Source organism: Streptomyces sp. x-80 (assembly GCF_046549095.1).
Classification (GTDB): Bacteria; Actinomycetota; Actinomycetes; order Streptomycetales; family Streptomycetaceae; genus Streptomyces; species Streptomyces celluloflavus.
In genome coordinates, this window is the sequence record NZ_JAJPWM010000007.1 from 119,563 (window position 1) to 133,745 (window position 14,183).

Below are 14,183 nucleotides of genomic sequence, written 5' to 3' on the forward strand. Positions count from 1 at the left end.
GTGGTCCACTCAGTGTCCTTTACACGACGCGGATCAGCACCGAAACAGCGGACGATCACCGAAGGCGCGGCATGAAACTCTGCCGCGACTGTGGGCAAATCAAGATGCTTGACGAGTTTGGACGCAGTGCTGCCACGACTAGCGGCAGAGCGACGTATTGCCTAGCTTGTGACCCAGACCACCAGGTGATGAACAGGTTTCGCTTCCCGTCCGTCGCCGCAGTGAGAGAGTTCCGAGCCTCGCGCGAGTTTCGGTGCGAGATTTGCCGACGTCAATGGGAACCGGGGATGCCGAGCTTCCACATCGACCATGACAGAAGATGCTGTTCACAAAAGGGCAAGACGTGTGGACAATGCACTCGTGGACTGCTCTGCGGCGCGTGCAACACCACGGGCCTCGCTTGGTACGAGAACGTCGGACGCACAATCACATCCATCAGCCTGTTCGAGGACTACTTGACAAAATACCAGCAGGTGCGGTGGTAGCCAGAATAATTCTGGGCTGGTAAGGACGGCTATCTTCTTCCGTCGAAGCGGTCGTCATCAATGTCAGTTGGCAGAGTGTCGAGTTGGTCGGGGTCGGCCAGTTCCGTGAGTCCGTGAACCGCTGCGTCCATACGGTCCGGGCTGTCCATTCCTTCGACCCAGGTGACCATCTGGTCCTCCAGCTCGGTGTACTCACCGACGTGGTGAACCAGCTGCTGTTCGTAAAGCTGGGCCACGGGCGCGGCGCGGAGGCGCTTGCCGACCTTGGCGGTGACCTCCAGGATCATCGGCATGAGCAGGCCCTTGGTGACGCCCTCGCGGCGTAGTTGCTCCCATGCCTGGGTGACGATCTGCCTCGCCATGTCGCCGCCGTAGTTCTTCTCCACCACGATGGCGTCTGCCTTGAGTTCGAGGGCCAGTCGGCAGGCGGCAAGGCCCCAGTCGTTGGCGCCCATGGAGCCGGAGCGGTCGGCGAGGACGTAAAGCTGTCGGTCGAAGTCCCGGCCGACGCCGATGACGCCGGTCTCGTCGCCGACGGTGGACTCTCCGCCGGCGGGGTCGACGGCCACGACGATGCGCGCCATGTCGATGCCGGAGAACTGGACGGCGTTGATTCTGGCGGTGTCGATCCACTCGCGCTTCCAGACGCCTCCCTCGGGCGGACGCGGCTTCTGCATGTAGAGGGCGCCCCAGACCCGTTCGCCGACACGCTTGCGGGTTCGGGCGTGGTGGGCTGCGTCGAACCGTTGGGGCCACAGCGGCTCACCGGGTTCCCGGCCGAGCGGGTCGTCGGGGCTGTCGGCGAGGGCTGGAAGGTCGATGACGCGCCACGCGTCGCGCTCGGTGGCGAGGATGCGTCCGGCGAGGTCGTCTTCGTGCCAGCGGGTCTGGATCAGGCAGATGGCGCCGGTCGGTTCGAGTCGGGTCTGTATTACGGAGGTCCACCAATCCCAGGCGCGCTTGCGCATGGTCGGCGAGTCCGCGTCGGCCATGTCCTTGACCGGGTCGTCCACGATGGCGATGTGGGCGCCGCGTCCGGTGAGGCCGCCTCCGATGCCCGCAGCGAGAAGCCCGCCTTCGCCGCCGACGATGTCGAAGCGGTTGGCGGCCTTGCTGCCGGGCGCGAGCTGGATGCCGAGGTCGTCGCCCCAGGTGTAGATGGCGTCCCTGATCCAGCGGCCGTGGTCGTCGGCGAGGTCGGCGGAGTAGCTGGCGATCATCATGCGGTGGCCGGGGTTGCGCCGGAGGTACCAGAGCGGTGCCCAGCGCGAGGCGCGTCGGCTCTTTCCGTGCCGCGGGGGCATGGTGAGCATGACGCGGTCGCACCGGCCCTCGGCCATGTCGATGAAGGCGCGGTCTATCAGGTCCAGGTGCGGCGCCTGCATCTCCCGCCCGCCGGTGAGGACGGCGGCGAGGGCGCCCGGCGAGCGGTCCATGGCCAACTGGCGTTCCGCGTGTGCCAGCTCGGCCCGCAGTGTCGGGGATGCGGACCGAGCGATGGCGCGGCGTTGGGTTGGGGGGAGCGTCTTGTAGTGGGCGATGGCGCTCTCGTTGTCGCGGGGCCTCATTCGGCGTCCGGGTCGGTGAGGGCGATCAGGGCGTCGAGTTCGTCGGCGGTGACGTTCTCGACCTGCACTGGCCCGCCGTCGGGGCCGGACAGCTCCGTCCTGACGGGCATGTCGAGGCCGAGCAGTCGGGCGCGCCGCTCCATGATCCGCAGGGTTCGGTCGATGGCCGCGAGGTCCTGGTCGCGGACGGCCTTCTTGTAGGCCACGAAGAACAGCCGGTCGAGCCGGTCGGCCTCCAGCGCGCGCAGCTCGTCTACGTCATCGTTCAGCTCGGCGCGGCGGTCGGCGAGTGCCGTACGGACGTCTCGGCAGGCGGCGTGGATCAGGGCCTCGTCGGTGGGCGGGTCCTGACTCTTGCGGTACCGCTCGATGCCGTAGCCCTGGGGGTAGGCGATGCCGTCAGAGTTGGCGGTCGGGTCGGCGGCGAGTTTGCGGGCGATCGTGAGCCAGTCCACGCCGGCGAGTCGTAGGTCGATGGCGTCCGAGCGGCGGCGCGCGATGGCCGCACGCGCGGCTTTGTCGGGGCGTCCCACGGCGGGGGTCCTCCACAGCTCGGGTGCGCCCCCGCGCCCAGGTCCATGATCCCATTTCCGTGCTGAGAGCCGCCCTCGGCAGCGGCCCGGTGGCCTTCTCGCCCAAGTGCGGCTGCGAGGAGTGGCGTTGTGAGCGCGACGGAGCGGGGCCGGACGGCGGTCGTCTGGCCCCGCTCGGATCAGATCAGCGACATCTGTTCGCCCTCACCGGGCCTCTTCGGCGGGATGAACTCGGGTGGCGCATCCGGTGCGTTGCGCTGGGTGCGCAACCACCAGGCGAACTGGTAGTTGCGGCAGGTCCGGTAACGGACGGAATTCCGGCGCGGCTCGTCGGCGGGGATGCTGTGCTCCCCCCAGCCTGTGATTGGGCGAGCGTTGTTGAGGTGTACGTGAAGGCCCGGCACGAGGGCCGGGCCTTCCCAGTGCTCGCCGGCGACGCCCTCGAAGGCCAGGTGGGCATTCTGGCTCCAGTTCCAGGGGTTGGGCAGCGCGCACAGGTACCAGGCCAGCGGCGGATTGTCCTGCGGGAGTTCCAGGGTCTGATGCCGGCGGCGGAAGTCCACCCGGGGACGGTCGGGCTGGCCGAAGCTGCGCAGGCAGTGATGGTCGAGGGCGACGTGCCGCACGCCTGCCAGCCACATGATGTGGTATCGACTTCGCGATTCGATTTGGATCTGCATTCGCTGCGACATACGCTCCCCAATTACGTTCCTAACTGGCGAGAGATTCATTTCTCTCTACTGCCAATTTTATCAAATTTCCCACCAATTCCAGATGCCTGTCATGGCGAAAGCCGTTCGGATAAGGCATGTTGAATTCCTCTTCAAATGCCTTCTCGTATTCCTCTTTGGGGAGTTCGATGGGGCGGCGGCATGTCGCCTTAAGGTTGGACCCGCTGAGGTCTGTGACCTTCACGTCCTCGAAGTAGCGGCGGAGCATGGGCTCCAGGGTCTCGGGCGTGTGGAAGCGGAGCTTCTGCCACTTGCCTTTGACGAAGTTCATCTCCACGTTGTCGTCGTCGAGGAAGCTCATCTTCGTGGTCGCGGTCTGGGAGGTGACGCGCTTGGCCTGCTCGTCGCGCAGTTCGCGGGCGAGGCTCCGCGTACCGAGGCACACCACTCCGTCGGCAGCGCACAGGGCGTTGACGGTGGTCATCACCCAGTGCTGGTAGTCGAGCGAGGTGGTGGCGTTGATGACGGAGTCCAGGACGACGACGTCGTACAGGCCGTTGGTCCGGATGTCCTTGTCGATGTCGCGGATCATACCGACGACGGCCCGGATGTCGACGGCGTACGAGCCGTCCCGGCACCGGTAGGGCTCGTAGTCGTGGATGTTGAAGCCCTTGGCACGCAGGTGCTTGGCGTAGTCGCCGTACCCGGCGCCGAAGTCCACGACGCGCTGAGTGGGCTTGAGCCATGGGGTGACGAGCTGGTCCCACGTCTCGGAGCCGTAGGCGAGCTTCCCCGCCTTGGCCTTGGAGGAGAACTGCCGCAGTCGTTTGGGCTGGACGATGTGCTGGTTCCAGACGGGGGCCTTGTCCTCGATCGCGCTCCAGTCGTAGACGCCGTACTCGCCGGTTAGGTCGGCGTGGAGCTGGGCGGCGTCGGCCGAGGACACGGTCCAGGCGAGGAGGTCGAAGCGCGAGAAGGAGGCGACGACCGCGTATTCGGCGTTGAGGACGATCCGCCCCTGGTCATCGATGACGACGCTGCCCCAGGGGCCGTGGCCGGCGGTCATGTGGCCGATGGCGTTGACGAAGGAGAGGTTCTTGCGTTCGGCGACGCGGATGGACTGCCACGGTATCCAGGACCAGGCGCCGATCTCTCCGGGCTCGGCGTAGACGACGCTGGCCTCGGTCTCCACGCGGTTGTGGAGCAGGTTGAACTGGATCTCGTCCTGGAGGCGGACCTTCGTGCCGAGCATGACCGCGGGGGTGTGGGTCAGGCCGATGGCCTTGAGGCCCTTGGTCCGCTGGTGGCCTGCGACCAGTGTGCCGTCCGCGTTGAGGATCACCGGCTTGACGACTCCGTGGCGGCGCAGCGACGTCTGGAGCCGGACAAAGGCCGTCTCGCTGAGGCGGCGTGGGTTGTAGTCGGCGGGGCGCAGTTGGTCCAGCGGGTACGACTCGTGGAACGTCGTGGTGGGTGCCTTGCTCATGCGGCGTCGCCCTCCTGGTGAGCCTCTTGGAGGACGTGCCAACCGAAGCCGAGGTCGCTGTTGGTGTCGTCGACGAACCTCGTGTAGATGGCGTTGAGGGCTTCGACCTCTTCGGAGGTGATTCGAACCCGCTTGGACTCCCACTGGAGGTAGCCCCACTGGAGGTAGTCGACAGTGGCGGCGGCTCCGGTGCCCGCGCCGTCGGAGGTCAGCTCCAGCGTCTCGGGGAGCGAGGTGTCATCCAGGAGCCGGTCGACGCTCTCGCGGTCGTATCCAGTACCGGCGAGGTCGGGGATCCCGGAGAGGACTTCGGCGAGCAGGGCGGTGTCGTATCCCGCGAGGTCGTTGGTGCGGTTGTCGACGATGACGATGCGGGCTGCCGCGTCGTCATCGACATCGACCCAGGTGACGGCGATCTGTTCCCAGCCGAGCTGAAGCCCGGCGGCGTGCGTGTGGTTGCCGGCCAGGATCTCGTTGGGGCGCCCTGTGTGCGTGCCCTTGTTGACGACGATCGCGCGGTACTGGCCGTTGACCGTCAGCGACTCGGCAATGGATGGGATGTCGCCGCTGCGGGGGTTGCGGTGGTACGGCGCAAGGTCCCCGATGGGAACGGCGAGCGGCAGGAGCTGTTCGGGGATGTTGGCAAGCGTGGTCACGGGGGCGTCCCTTGTGTAGGCCGTTCCCCGCGCCCTACGCACGCCAACACTAGACGATCACCGTGGGTTGTTGGCTTGACGTGGAACTCTGGTCAGAGTCCTCGCCGGCCCGGCTCTTCTCCCCTTGACCTGAGCTGGCGCGCTGCCGCGCGGCCTGTGGCGTCCTTGGCTCGGTAGTGCTGGAGTTCGGCGCGCGTCGTGTCGAGCACGTCGTCGGTAATGGTGCTGGCGGTGAGCCCGTCGAGGTTGACGGGCTCACCGCCGTTGTGGCGCAGGGCGGTCATAGCATCCGACGCTAGCGGTTGTTGCAGCGGCAGATGCCGGACGGCAGACACCAGGACTCGCAGGCTTTGCACCATTCGGCTCCCGGCACAGGTGGCTTGCGGTGCTTCTTATGTTCTGGCGCCTGGCGCTCGTTCATGCCGCTGTTCTCCTGGGTCGTCGTCTGGTTGAGATGGCTGCTTCGAGTTCTGCGTAGTGCCGCGCCCCGTCGCGGTCTGGCCCCCTTTGGACCTTGCGGCCGGGGTCCCGCTCGTCGGCGGCTTTGGACGGTGGGCCGTACCGCTCGACGAGGAGGCGCATGTACAGCTCACGGTCTTCCGAATGTCCCTTGAAGTCCTCTGCGCTCATGTCGCTCCGGAGTGCACGGGACCCGTCCCCGGCGTGGGCGGGGGCGGGTCCGGTCGTGTTCGTGGCGCTGCGGTCCCGGCGGCTTCGCTTCGGCGCGGAGCCGGTGCCTGGCGGGTAGGGCGCGGGGGATTGGCCACCCGCCAGGCACCGAAGGGGATGCCGCATGCCACGGCGTGTTGGTGGGCCGGTTCCTCGGCTGTGGCCGTCCCCGCCAACGAGATAGACCGTATCACCCTTGAGTGTTGGGATCTATTTTGCAGCCTGAGACTCCTAATCACGCGTACTGGGTGCAGTTGACGGCGCGCGGATGACTCTTGTGGTCGGCGCAGACGGCGTCGCCCGTGGCGGGGTCCGTGCCGCCGTCGCACAGCTCGCAGACCCAGTAGCCGCAGACGACGCAGATCGCGGAGGCGAGCTGATTGCGGGCGTCGGCCAGGTCGGCGTCGCAGAGGCGGCAGATTTTGGGCGGCAGGGTGCCGTCCTCGGGCCAGGTCTTGAGGCCGTTGATGCGAGCGGGCCGCTTCACGCTGTCCGTCCCTCCGCCTCGTTCACGGTCCGGGCCTTGGGCAGCGAGCAACGCCGCTTCGAGTTCCACCAGACGTGCCGTGACCATGATGGGGAAGCGGACGTAGACGGAACGCCCGGCCTGGTTGAGGAGTTCGGCAGCAGCGAGGAAGGTCGCGTTGCTGGCCTCGTTTATGGCCTCCGAGTCATTGTCGCGGCGGCCCTTGAACAGATGCTGCGCAGCCTCGCGGACGAGTCGGGCCGCGTCGGAGTCGTACTCCTCAAGGGCGTCGGCCGTGGCCGGCACTCCCGCGAACAGGTTGCGGTTGACATTGCGCATGGTGCGGATGTCGTTCATCAATGGGGGCTCCCGATGGGAAAAAGGGGGGCGGCCCGCTGGGGGCCGCCCCAGGTGGGTGGTTCAGGCGGCGACAGCGACGGGCTCGGCGTCGGCGTCGCTCTCCTCCGACGCCGGGGCACTCCGGTGCTCCGCGTCGTCGGCGGCCTCAGCCTGCGGGGCGGACGCGAACTCCGTCTCCGCCTCTGCCTCGGAGCTGTCGTCGGCGGCGGGCTCCAGGCGGGCCAGCGCGGCGTCGGCCTCCGCGACCAGGTCGGGGGCCGCCGCCGCGGGGTTGACCATGATCTCGCTGGCGTCGGCGTGCGCCTTCGCCTGACGGAGCTGGAAGCGGGCCTTCTGGACGAAGGCAGCGACACGGTCCATCTGCTCCAGCCGCTTGCCCACCTGGCCCTCCAGAGTGCGGGCAAGTTCCATCGGGTCCGCTTTGCCAATTCCGTCCAGCAGCTCGCACATCCGCTCGATCTCGTCGAGGTCGCTCTTGGTCTTGGCCTGCACCCGGCTGTGCTGGACCTTCTCCTCGGGGGTCATCTCCTCGACGTCGACCATGGAGTCCTGCTTAGCCGCCTTCTCCTGCTTGCGCATGGCGTAGGCGATGTGCACGAGCTGGTTGTCGTTCTTGTCGCCCTTCTTCCAGTCCTCGAAGACCGCCTTCTGGTTGTCCCGCGAGAGGGCAGCGATCTGGACGGCGGCCTGGGTTCCGATGTGCCCCAGGTTCACGGCCGCCTGGATCTCCGGGCGCAGGGCGAGCAGGGCCAGGCGCTGATTGACGTACTGGACCGACTTGGAGACGATCTTGGCGACGCTCGCGGGGGTGGAGTCCTCCTCGTCGTCCTGGATCTTCTTGAAGCCGCGCGCCTCCTCCAGCGGGAGCATGTCCTCGCGGTTCAGGTTCTCGGCCATCGCCTTCTTGAAGGACTCCATGTCGCTGATCTCGACGTCGCCCTCGGACAGCAAGATCTTCGTCTCGATGGTGATGTTGCCTGCCAGCTCGTTGGCGCGGAATCGGCGCTCGCCGGCGACCAGTTCGTAGCCGCCCTGCTCCACCTTGCGGACGACGATGGGCTGGAGGAGGCCGTGCTCCTTGATCGAGTTGGTCAGCTCAGTCAGCGCCTCCTCGTCGAAGGTCTCGCGGGGCTGGTTCGGGTTGCGGCGGATCTGGCGCATCTTCAGACTCGCGTACTTGTGCGACATTCGAGACTCCAAGAGGTCGGCGGGGGCTTCTTCCTTCCCCCTTCCTTCTGCTTCTATTCTATATGCATTCAGTGGAGGGGGCTACATTTTTCGAGAAGTTTTCGCAGGTCACAGACGTGAGCACGGACCTCCGCCAGGAAGTCCGCGCTCAATAACCACCTCATCGATCAGCCCGCGACCGCGCCACCTAACCGCTCGGCATCACAACCGACCCGCTTCGGGTCGACGACCGACAGAACCCCCAGCACCTCTAGCGCCACATCCTCATCCAGGGTGACGCTCTCCGCGCCGCCGGACTCCGCCATCCGGGCCAGCACTCGCTCCAACTCGATCCCCACCCATTCCTCCCCGCGTTGCAGCGTTCCACCTCCACGAGGCGCGCTTAGATCCCCACACAGGCTAATTCGCGGCACACATCAAGCGGCTGAGGGGGGCTCCGATCACAATCTCGCAGCCGGGAGGGCGGAGAAGCGCGGCGACCCGCATGCTGAGTACACGATCTGCTGCTGGTCTATAGATCTTGCTTTGCAGGCCAGCCTAATGTCAACCAACATAGACATTAGGCTGTCTTCTCAGTCATAGCCGCCACTCGACCGCCTCGCACGCCCCCCTTCCGGGCCACGCCACACCACCGAAGGAGCAGCCAGCACCATGCCGCCCGGCTCGGATGTCCCTCTCGCCAGCAAGCTCGCTCTACTGCTGCGCCGCAAAGTCGAGGCAGCTGGGAAGACCCCGAGCACCCGCACCCTCGCTGCCGCGACAGCCGAAGCACCCGGCGAGAAGCCCGCGATGACCCACCAGGTTGTGAACGACCTCCTGAACGGGGTCAAGTCGAATCCGTCAACCTCTCAGCTCCAGGGGCTCGCACGCGCATTCGAGTGTCCGGTAGCTTACTTGCTGCCCGGTTACAACGGTTTGACCTCTCTGTCGGTCTACGAGGAGCAACAAGACGCCCGTGAGGCGCTTCGCCTTGTCCACGACCTGGGCGAGGCTGGGGCCGCTGAACTTCTGGAGGCCGCTCGTGAGATTCGACTGCGTCACGGACGCAGCGACCTCACCGTCCCCGAGGTTCCCGAACCGCTTCCGCCTGTCGCTGAACCACCGCGGCCAGGCCGGCGGCGGCGGCTCAGTTTCGCCGAAGCGGCAGACCGGGCAGTTTCTGATCTGGAAGGAACCTGAACAATGGACGGCATCGTTTTCGGCCTGTGCGCGCTATTCGGCATAGCGGGCACCGTGCTCTCTGCGCGGGAAGCATGGCGTCAGCGCAGCCGAAACGAATACAGCATCGCCCGCTTCGCCCGAGCCGTAGCCTTCGGTGTCTGCACGGTCGGCGTCATCCTCGCCGTACCGATGGTCGAAGATCTCGTTGAGTCCACGACCGGCATGAACAACGCAGCCAAGCTCGGGGCGCACTTCTGCGCTGTGCTGTGGTGCGGCAGCCTTCAGCTCATGCTCGTCGACTGGTCGTACAACCATGAGGTGCTGAAGGCCAGTCTGTACGCACGCGTCGCTTTCGCCATTTGCGTCCTTGCTGCGATGCTGCCGCTGTTCGTCGAGGCCACGGACGAGAGCATTGAGTTCACGACGGAGTACGCCACAGTTCCAGGCGTCACTGTCTATCTCATGGTCTACCTGACCTACGTGGCCGTCACATGCGGCGAGATCGCGTTTCTCTGCTCCGGAATGGCCCTGTCCGCGCGGCGGAGCGGACACATCTGGTCGGCGCGCGGCCTGGGCTTGTCGGCGGCTGCGGCCATATTCGGTGTCGCCTACGCAGCCAGCAAGGGGTCATACCTGGTGGCCCACTACCTTGGCCACCCGTGGCCGCTGCGCGCCGAGGAGATCGTCTCGCCTGCCCTGGCCGGACTCGCCGTTATCGCGCTGATCACCGGTTTGACCCTGGCGATGGTCGGCAAGCACCTCGCGTCCCGCAAGACGCCTTCGTCAATGGCTGTCTGAAAGGCCGGGCAGCTTGCGCCAGCGCAGGACAACCCTGCCCGGCTCAACGGTGCGGACGCCTCGGGCACTCGCGGGGAACACCTCGATGCCTTCCAAGAACAACCTCGTGATGGCTCTCTTGGATGCGGACGGCGCCGCGTTCCACCACCGCACCAGATCCTTGGCACCGCCGAGGGAGAAGTCCGCCATCTGCTCGGCATACCGAAGGCGTGATCGGGTGTCCTTGAGATTGGCCGTGATCTCGCGATCTGCGGTCACGAACGCGTCGCTGCTGATCTGACGCTTGCCGTAGAGGGTCGCCGCTTCACTCCGGCGGCCCTCCAGGTCTTTGATCGTCGCCTTCATCTTCTCGACCTGGGCGCGGACGGCAGCCTGAGCCTTGAGGATCTGCTCGCGGATGCCGGGCTTGAGGAGTTCGGCCACGACGTACTCGCCGACGTGGTTCTCCAGGAGTTCGGCGCCCATGCGAACCTCGCCGCATCCGCCGCGGCCGTCCTTGTCCTTTGGACGGCAGCGATACCCGGGCGTTCCGGCGTTCGTGCGTGCCCCCTGAAGCGCCCAGGTGCACTTGCCGCACGTACTGGCACCGTCCACCAAGAGGTAGTCGTAAGGCGGGGCTGCGTCGGACGTCTTGCGGCTGCTCTCCCGCGCTTGGAGCGCCTTGAACTCTTCGGGGGTGATTGCACCCGGGTGGCCGGCGTCGACGAGTTCACCCTCATCGTCATAGCGCAGTCCGGCAATCGCCGGGTTCCGGAAGAGGCGTCCGACCGACGCGTCCTTCCATTCTCCTCCGAGCGTGCCCCGGCACCCCTCGCCGTTCGCCCACACGGCGATGTCCGCGTTCGACTGGCAGCCCTCGATCGCCCGGCTGACCATTTGGCGAAGCGGGCCCACCTCGTCATCACGTAGCCGACGACGCGTCGCGTCGTCGAAACCGTAGAGCCGTGGCATGCGGTCCCGTCCGTTCTTCTCTCATGTCCCCGTAGCTGCCCGATCCTAGGCCAAAGCCCCGTTTCCGAGGCCGTGGCCTTGAGGGAGATCCGCACGCCAAGGAACTACAGAGATCACTGCGCCGGTGGAGTCACCTCCAGCACCCGCCACAGCGCAGCGGCAGGGACCCTCACCGTGCTGCCCAAAGTGAGTGTCTGCACGGGAAAAGCCCCCACCCTGATCAAGCTGTATGCCTTGTGCACGCCTATACCCAGAGCCCGCGCAGCCGTCGCGACGTTCACAGTCGGCGGCAGCGCCAGCAGTTCGTCCAGGGTCATGGCCCCGGAGTCCCTAGCTACAGAAGCGTCGTTCGTGGTCATCTCGTTGTCGCGTTCTCCCCCGCGCCAACGTCACTTAAGGATACGCCAACACTGGAGTGTTGGGGCAAGATAGAGCATCGGTTCGACAAGGACCGACACAGAAGATCCACAATCGAAGGCCACGAAGGGGATATTCGTGTTCAACCCCAGCTACCAGCGTCGCTGCGCCTGCCAAGAGCCGGTCGTCGACGATGACGGCACTCCGATACTCGACGCCGACGGCTCGCCGAAGCTGCGCAAGCTCGGCGCGAACTGCCCGAAGCTCAAGCAGAAGGGACACGGCACCTGGTACTTCTACTTCGAGCTCGAAGCAGGCGAAGGCGGCCAGCGCCAGCGTGTACGGCGGGGCGGCTTTGCCACAAAGGACGAGGCGAAGACCAAGGCTGCCGAGGTCTACCGCGACGTCATCGGTGGCACCGACGTACTCAGCAACGCCACCGTCGGGGAGGACCTGCACACCTGGGTCAAGAGGAAGAGGCGCCTGGCACGCACGACCCGGCATGGGTATGAAGAACACATCACGCTCTACCTCGAACCGCACCTCGGCCACATCAAGCGGCGTGACCTCAAGCTGCGCCACGTCGAGGCCATGTACGACGCGATCGAGCGCCAGAACGCCGAACGGCTTCTCCACCACGCCAAGGTGGTCGAGTTGCAGGAGGCCCGCGACGCCGCCCACACCGCCTGGGTCCGCGCCGCGGGGAAGAAGGAGGAACGCCGCGTCACGCGCCAGGCATACCTGGAAGCGAACGCCGCGCTTCGCGAGGGCCGCAAGGGCAAGCGGAAGATCACCAGTGCCGCGACGATGCACCGCATCAACGCCACCCTCAGTTCGTTCCTTGGCGGCGGCATCAAGCGCGCCGAGTACGCAACCAACTGGGCCGCGATGGTCGAGCTGCCGGCGGTCAAACGCCCCAAGGCGCTGGTGTGGACACCAGAGCGGGTTGAGGAGTGGAAGCGGACAGGCCAAAAGCCTAGCCCCGTCATGGTGTGGACCCCCGAGCAGACCGGCCAGTTCCTCGACTTCATCTGCGATGACCGACTATGCGGCATGTGGCACGGGTTCGTCTTCCGTGGTCCTCGGCGTGGCGAGATGTGCGCTCTGCCCTGGACGGAGGTCAGCCTGTCCGGCTCGTGGTTCCGGATCTCCGCGCAGATCGTCGAGATCGCGTACCGGCAGTACGACGAGGCCCCGAAGCAGGACAGTGTGCGTACCGTCACGCTCGACTCCCAGACTCGCGAGCAGTGGCAAGAGTGGCGGGTCACTCAGGACCGGGAGCGCGAGCAGTGGTCCGGCGAGGACGCATGGGTCGAAACCAACCGGGTCTGGACACACGAGAACGGCGAGCCCCTGCACCCCGACTGGATCAGCCGGCGGTTCAATCGGCTCGTGGAGCTGTCCGGGCTTCCCCCGATCCGCCTGCACGACACACGGCACCTGTCCGCAACGCTCGCGCTCCTCGGCAAGGCCGACATCAAGGTGGTCCAGGAGCGGCTTGGACACAGCTCCCGCCAGATCACCTCGGACACGTACACGAGCGTCCTGCCGCAGCTCCTGACCGCCGAGGCGGAGTCGACGAGCGCAGTCGTGCCCCGGTCCCCGCAGAAGGGTGTCCCTCGGCACGAGGAGCGTCCCGGGCCCGAGGACGAGATCACGGAAGACACACCGGAGACCGACGCGGGTGGTCCAGACGAGGGATTGCGTCCCGCCGCGTGACCCGCGTCCCGAATTTGTCCTGTCGATCATGACAGCATGATCAGGACGGGCCGCCAAGATCCTGTCGTGTCGGCTCTGACCAGCTAAGGCGCTGGTCAGAACGTTTCTCCTGGACCACTTTGTGGTGGGGCGGGTGGGACTCGAACCCACGGCCGACGGATTATGAGTCCGCTGCTCTAACCGGCTGAGCTACCGCCCCCTCACGGCGCGCCGCGCACAAATGTGCGCGCCGTCTGCCGCAGCATAGCTGCTCATACGATCTCCTGCCCGTGAGGGTCGTCGTCTCGCGACCATGCATGCCCAAGAGGACTTGGGCCACCGGGGGTTCGGTTCCACGGGACAAGAAAAAGGACCCCTTTCGGGGTCCTCGTTCTTCCTGCTCCCCCGACTGGACTCGAACCAGTAACCCTCCGGTTAACAGCCGAATGCTCTGCCAATTGAGCTACAGGGGACCGAGCTCCCCCGACTGGACTCGAACCAGTAACCTGCCGGTTAACAGCCGGCTGCTCTGCCAATTGAGCTACAGGGGATTGCTCTGTGTGCCTCGAATGCGCTGCTGTCCGGGCCTCCGGACGGCGTGCGCTCGCTGCGACACATACATTAGCGCAAGCAGGGGGGTGCTCCGCCAATCGGTATCGCCTCGGGCGATCTCCGGCCCCGAGGGCAGGCGCGCGGCACTGCCCGGCGGTCCGGTGCGGACCGCCACCAGAGGAGAGCGAGCGGCGCCGACGCGCGGCCTGTGTGGCAGGCGTGAAAGGTGTGGCATCTGTGACCGAGACCGACGAGAGGGAAGGGCGGAGCGATGCGCTACCGGCTCACGTTCATCACGGGACTGGCCATCGGATACGTGCTCGGCACCCGGGCCGGCCGGGAGCGGTACGAGCAGCTGTGCAAGGGCGTCCGGCGGATCACGCAGAATCCCGCCGTCCGTAACACCGCGGAGTCGGCCGCGCTGAGCGGGCGGCAGGCCGCCACGAAGGCGTTCGGGACGGTGTCCGCCAAGGTCGGTGACCGGCTGCCGCCCTCGGTCACCGACCGGGTCCGCTCGCTGCGTGAGCAGCGCACTTCCGACGAGGACGACTGGGGCACCAGCAACACCTGAGCCGTGGTCCGCG

Annotated in this window: 16 protein-coding genes and 3 tRNA genes; 5 read left to right on the forward strand and 14 right to left on the reverse strand. The window is 66.4% G+C overall.

Annotated features, from left to right (window positions below):
- Positions 1-188: 188 nt before the first annotated feature.
- Positions 189-485 carry an endonuclease domain-containing protein gene (locus tag ACLJWH_RS15790; RefSeq protein ID WP_411142339.1) on the forward strand — a complete coding sequence of 99 codons (297 nt, stop codon included), beginning with the start codon at positions 189-191 and terminating at the stop codon, positions 483-485.
- Positions 486-514: 29 nt separating this feature from the next.
- Here the strand turns inward: ACLJWH_RS15790 and ACLJWH_RS15795 are convergent, their stop codons facing one another.
- The 9 genes from ACLJWH_RS15795 to ACLJWH_RS15835 form a co-directional block, all read right to left on the reverse strand.
- The gene (locus ACLJWH_RS15795) at positions 515-2,053 is read right to left on the reverse strand and encodes a terminase large subunit domain-containing protein (protein ID WP_411142340.1); all 1,539 of its coding nucleotides are present in this window, start codon (positions 2,051-2,053) and stop codon (positions 515-517) included.
- Positions 2,050-2,586, reverse strand: coding sequence for a hypothetical protein (locus ACLJWH_RS15800; protein WP_411142341.1), 537 nt, complete (start codon positions 2,584-2,586; stop codon positions 2,050-2,052). Before ACLJWH_RS15800 ends, ACLJWH_RS15795 begins: the two co-directional genes overlap by 4 nt.
- A 179-nt stretch (positions 2,587-2,765) precedes the next feature.
- Positions 2,766-3,266, reverse strand: a complete 501-nt coding sequence (locus ACLJWH_RS15805) for a hypothetical protein (protein WP_411142342.1) — start codon at positions 3,264-3,266, stop codon at positions 2,766-2,768.
- A 31-nt stretch (positions 3,267-3,297) separates the two neighbouring features.
- Complete coding sequence (locus tag ACLJWH_RS15810) at positions 3,298-4,743, reverse strand: ParB N-terminal domain-containing protein (RefSeq protein WP_411142343.1); 1,446 nt, start codon at positions 4,741-4,743, stop codon at positions 3,298-3,300.
- Entirely contained in the window at positions 4,740-5,399 is a 660-nt protein-coding gene (locus tag ACLJWH_RS15815; RefSeq protein ID WP_411142344.1) for a ParB N-terminal domain-containing protein, read from the reverse strand. Before ACLJWH_RS15815 ends, ACLJWH_RS15810 begins: the two co-directional genes overlap by 4 nt.
- Before the next feature lie 92 nt (positions 5,400-5,491).
- The gene (locus ACLJWH_RS15820; RefSeq protein WP_411142345.1) at positions 5,492-5,683 is read right to left on the reverse strand and encodes a hypothetical protein; all 192 of its coding nucleotides are present in this window, start codon (positions 5,681-5,683) and stop codon (positions 5,492-5,494) included.
- A 620-nt stretch (positions 5,684-6,303) separates the two neighbouring features.
- A complete protein-coding gene (locus ACLJWH_RS15825) occupies positions 6,304-6,891 on the reverse strand; it encodes a hypothetical protein (protein ID WP_411142346.1) in 588 nt (195 codons plus the stop codon).
- 63 nt (positions 6,892-6,954) lie between these two features.
- Positions 6,955-8,082: a ParB/RepB/Spo0J family partition protein gene (locus tag ACLJWH_RS15830; RefSeq protein WP_411142347.1), complete on the reverse strand. Its 1,128-nt coding sequence runs from the start codon at positions 8,080-8,082 to the stop codon at positions 6,955-6,957.
- A gap of 167 nt (positions 8,083-8,249) precedes the next feature.
- Positions 8,250-8,420, reverse strand: coding sequence for a hypothetical protein (locus tag ACLJWH_RS15835; protein WP_411142348.1), 171 nt, complete (start codon positions 8,418-8,420; stop codon positions 8,250-8,252).
- Positions 8,421-8,733: 313 nt separating this feature from the next.
- Here ACLJWH_RS15835 and ACLJWH_RS15840 point away from each other — a divergent pair, with 313 nt between their 5' ends.
- A complete protein-coding gene (locus ACLJWH_RS15840; protein WP_411142349.1) occupies positions 8,734-9,261 on the forward strand; it encodes a hypothetical protein in 528 nt (175 codons plus the stop codon).
- A gap of 3 nt (positions 9,262-9,264) precedes the next feature.
- Positions 9,265-10,041, forward strand: a complete 777-nt coding sequence (locus tag ACLJWH_RS15845) for a hypothetical protein (RefSeq protein WP_411142350.1) — start codon at positions 9,265-9,267, stop codon at positions 10,039-10,041.
- On the opposite strand, the gene ACLJWH_RS15850 is transcribed toward ACLJWH_RS15845, so the two are convergent.
- Both ACLJWH_RS15850 and ACLJWH_RS15855 read right to left on the reverse strand, forming a co-directional pair.
- Positions 10,027-10,992, reverse strand: coding sequence for a recombinase family protein (locus ACLJWH_RS15850; protein ID WP_411142351.1), 966 nt, complete (start codon positions 10,990-10,992; stop codon positions 10,027-10,029). The genes ACLJWH_RS15845 and ACLJWH_RS15850 overlap by 15 nt on opposite strands.
- Positions 10,993-11,105: 113 nt before the next feature.
- On the reverse strand, positions 11,106-11,309 hold the full coding sequence (locus tag ACLJWH_RS15855) for a DNA-binding protein (RefSeq protein ID WP_411142352.1): 204 nt from the start codon (positions 11,307-11,309) through the stop codon (positions 11,106-11,108).
- 178 nt (positions 11,310-11,487) lie between these two features.
- Between ACLJWH_RS15855 and ACLJWH_RS15860 the strand changes: the two genes are divergently transcribed.
- Complete coding sequence (locus ACLJWH_RS15860) at positions 11,488-13,068, forward strand: tyrosine-type recombinase/integrase (RefSeq protein ID WP_411142353.1); 1,581 nt, start codon at positions 11,488-11,490, stop codon at positions 13,066-13,068.
- A 122-nt stretch (positions 13,069-13,190) separates the two neighbouring features.
- Here the strand turns inward: ACLJWH_RS15860 and ACLJWH_RS15865 are convergent.
- The 3 genes from ACLJWH_RS15865 to ACLJWH_RS15875 form a co-directional block, all read right to left on the reverse strand.
- Positions 13,191-13,267 (reverse strand) — tRNA-Ile (locus ACLJWH_RS15865).
- Positions 13,268-13,447: 180 nt separating this feature from the next.
- Positions 13,448-13,520 (reverse strand) — tRNA-Asn (locus ACLJWH_RS15870).
- Positions 13,521-13,525: 5 nt separating this feature from the next.
- Positions 13,526-13,598 (reverse strand) — tRNA-Asn (locus ACLJWH_RS15875).
- Between the two features lie 272 nt (positions 13,599-13,870).
- Here ACLJWH_RS15875 and ACLJWH_RS15880 point away from each other — a divergent pair.
- Positions 13,871-14,170 (forward strand): YtxH domain-containing protein, encoded by a 300-nt coding sequence (locus ACLJWH_RS15880; RefSeq protein ID WP_411142354.1) that lies wholly within the window; start codon positions 13,871-13,873, stop codon positions 14,168-14,170.
- Positions 14,171-14,183: the final 13 nt, after the last annotated feature.

Excerpts from the sequence above, each read along its gene's own strand:
- ACLJWH_RS15795 (WP_411142340.1), bottom strand. The coding sequence starts at position 2,053 with ATGAGGCCCCGCGACAACGAGAGCGCCATCGCCCACTACAAGACGCTC.
- ACLJWH_RS15825 (WP_411142346.1), bottom strand. The coding sequence starts at position 6,891 with ATGAACGACATCCGCACCATGCGCAATGTCAACCGCAACCTGTTCGCG.
- ACLJWH_RS15840 (WP_411142349.1), top strand. The coding sequence starts at position 8,734 with ATGCCGCCCGGCTCGGATGTCCCTCTCGCCAGCAAGCTCGCTCTACTG.
- ACLJWH_RS15790 (WP_411142339.1), top strand. The coding sequence starts at position 189 with ATGAACAGGTTTCGCTTCCCGTCCGTCGCCGCAGTGAGAGAGTTCCGA.
- ACLJWH_RS15850 (WP_411142351.1), bottom strand. The coding sequence starts at position 10,992 with ATGCCACGGCTCTACGGTTTCGACGACGCGACGCGTCGTCGGCTACGT.
- ACLJWH_RS15855 (WP_411142352.1), bottom strand. The coding sequence starts at position 11,309 with ATGACCCTGGACGAACTGCTGGCGCTGCCGCCGACTGTGAACGTCGCG.
- ACLJWH_RS15845 (WP_411142350.1), top strand. The coding sequence starts at position 9,265 with ATGGACGGCATCGTTTTCGGCCTGTGCGCGCTATTCGGCATAGCGGGC.
- ACLJWH_RS15830 (WP_411142347.1), bottom strand. The coding sequence starts at position 8,082 with ATGTCGCACAAGTACGCGAGTCTGAAGATGCGCCAGATCCGCCGCAAC.
- ACLJWH_RS15810 (WP_411142343.1), bottom strand. The coding sequence starts at position 4,743 with ATGAGCAAGGCACCCACCACGACGTTCCACGAGTCGTACCCGCTGGAC.
- ACLJWH_RS15820 (WP_411142345.1), bottom strand. The coding sequence starts at position 5,683 with ATGACCGCCCTGCGCCACAACGGCGGTGAGCCCGTCAACCTCGACGGG.
- ACLJWH_RS15880 (WP_411142354.1), top strand. The coding sequence starts at position 13,871 with ATGCGCTACCGGCTCACGTTCATCACGGGACTGGCCATCGGATACGTG.
- ACLJWH_RS15805 (WP_411142342.1), bottom strand. The coding sequence starts at position 3,266 with ATGCAGATCCAAATCGAATCGCGAAGTCGATACCACATCATGTGGCTG.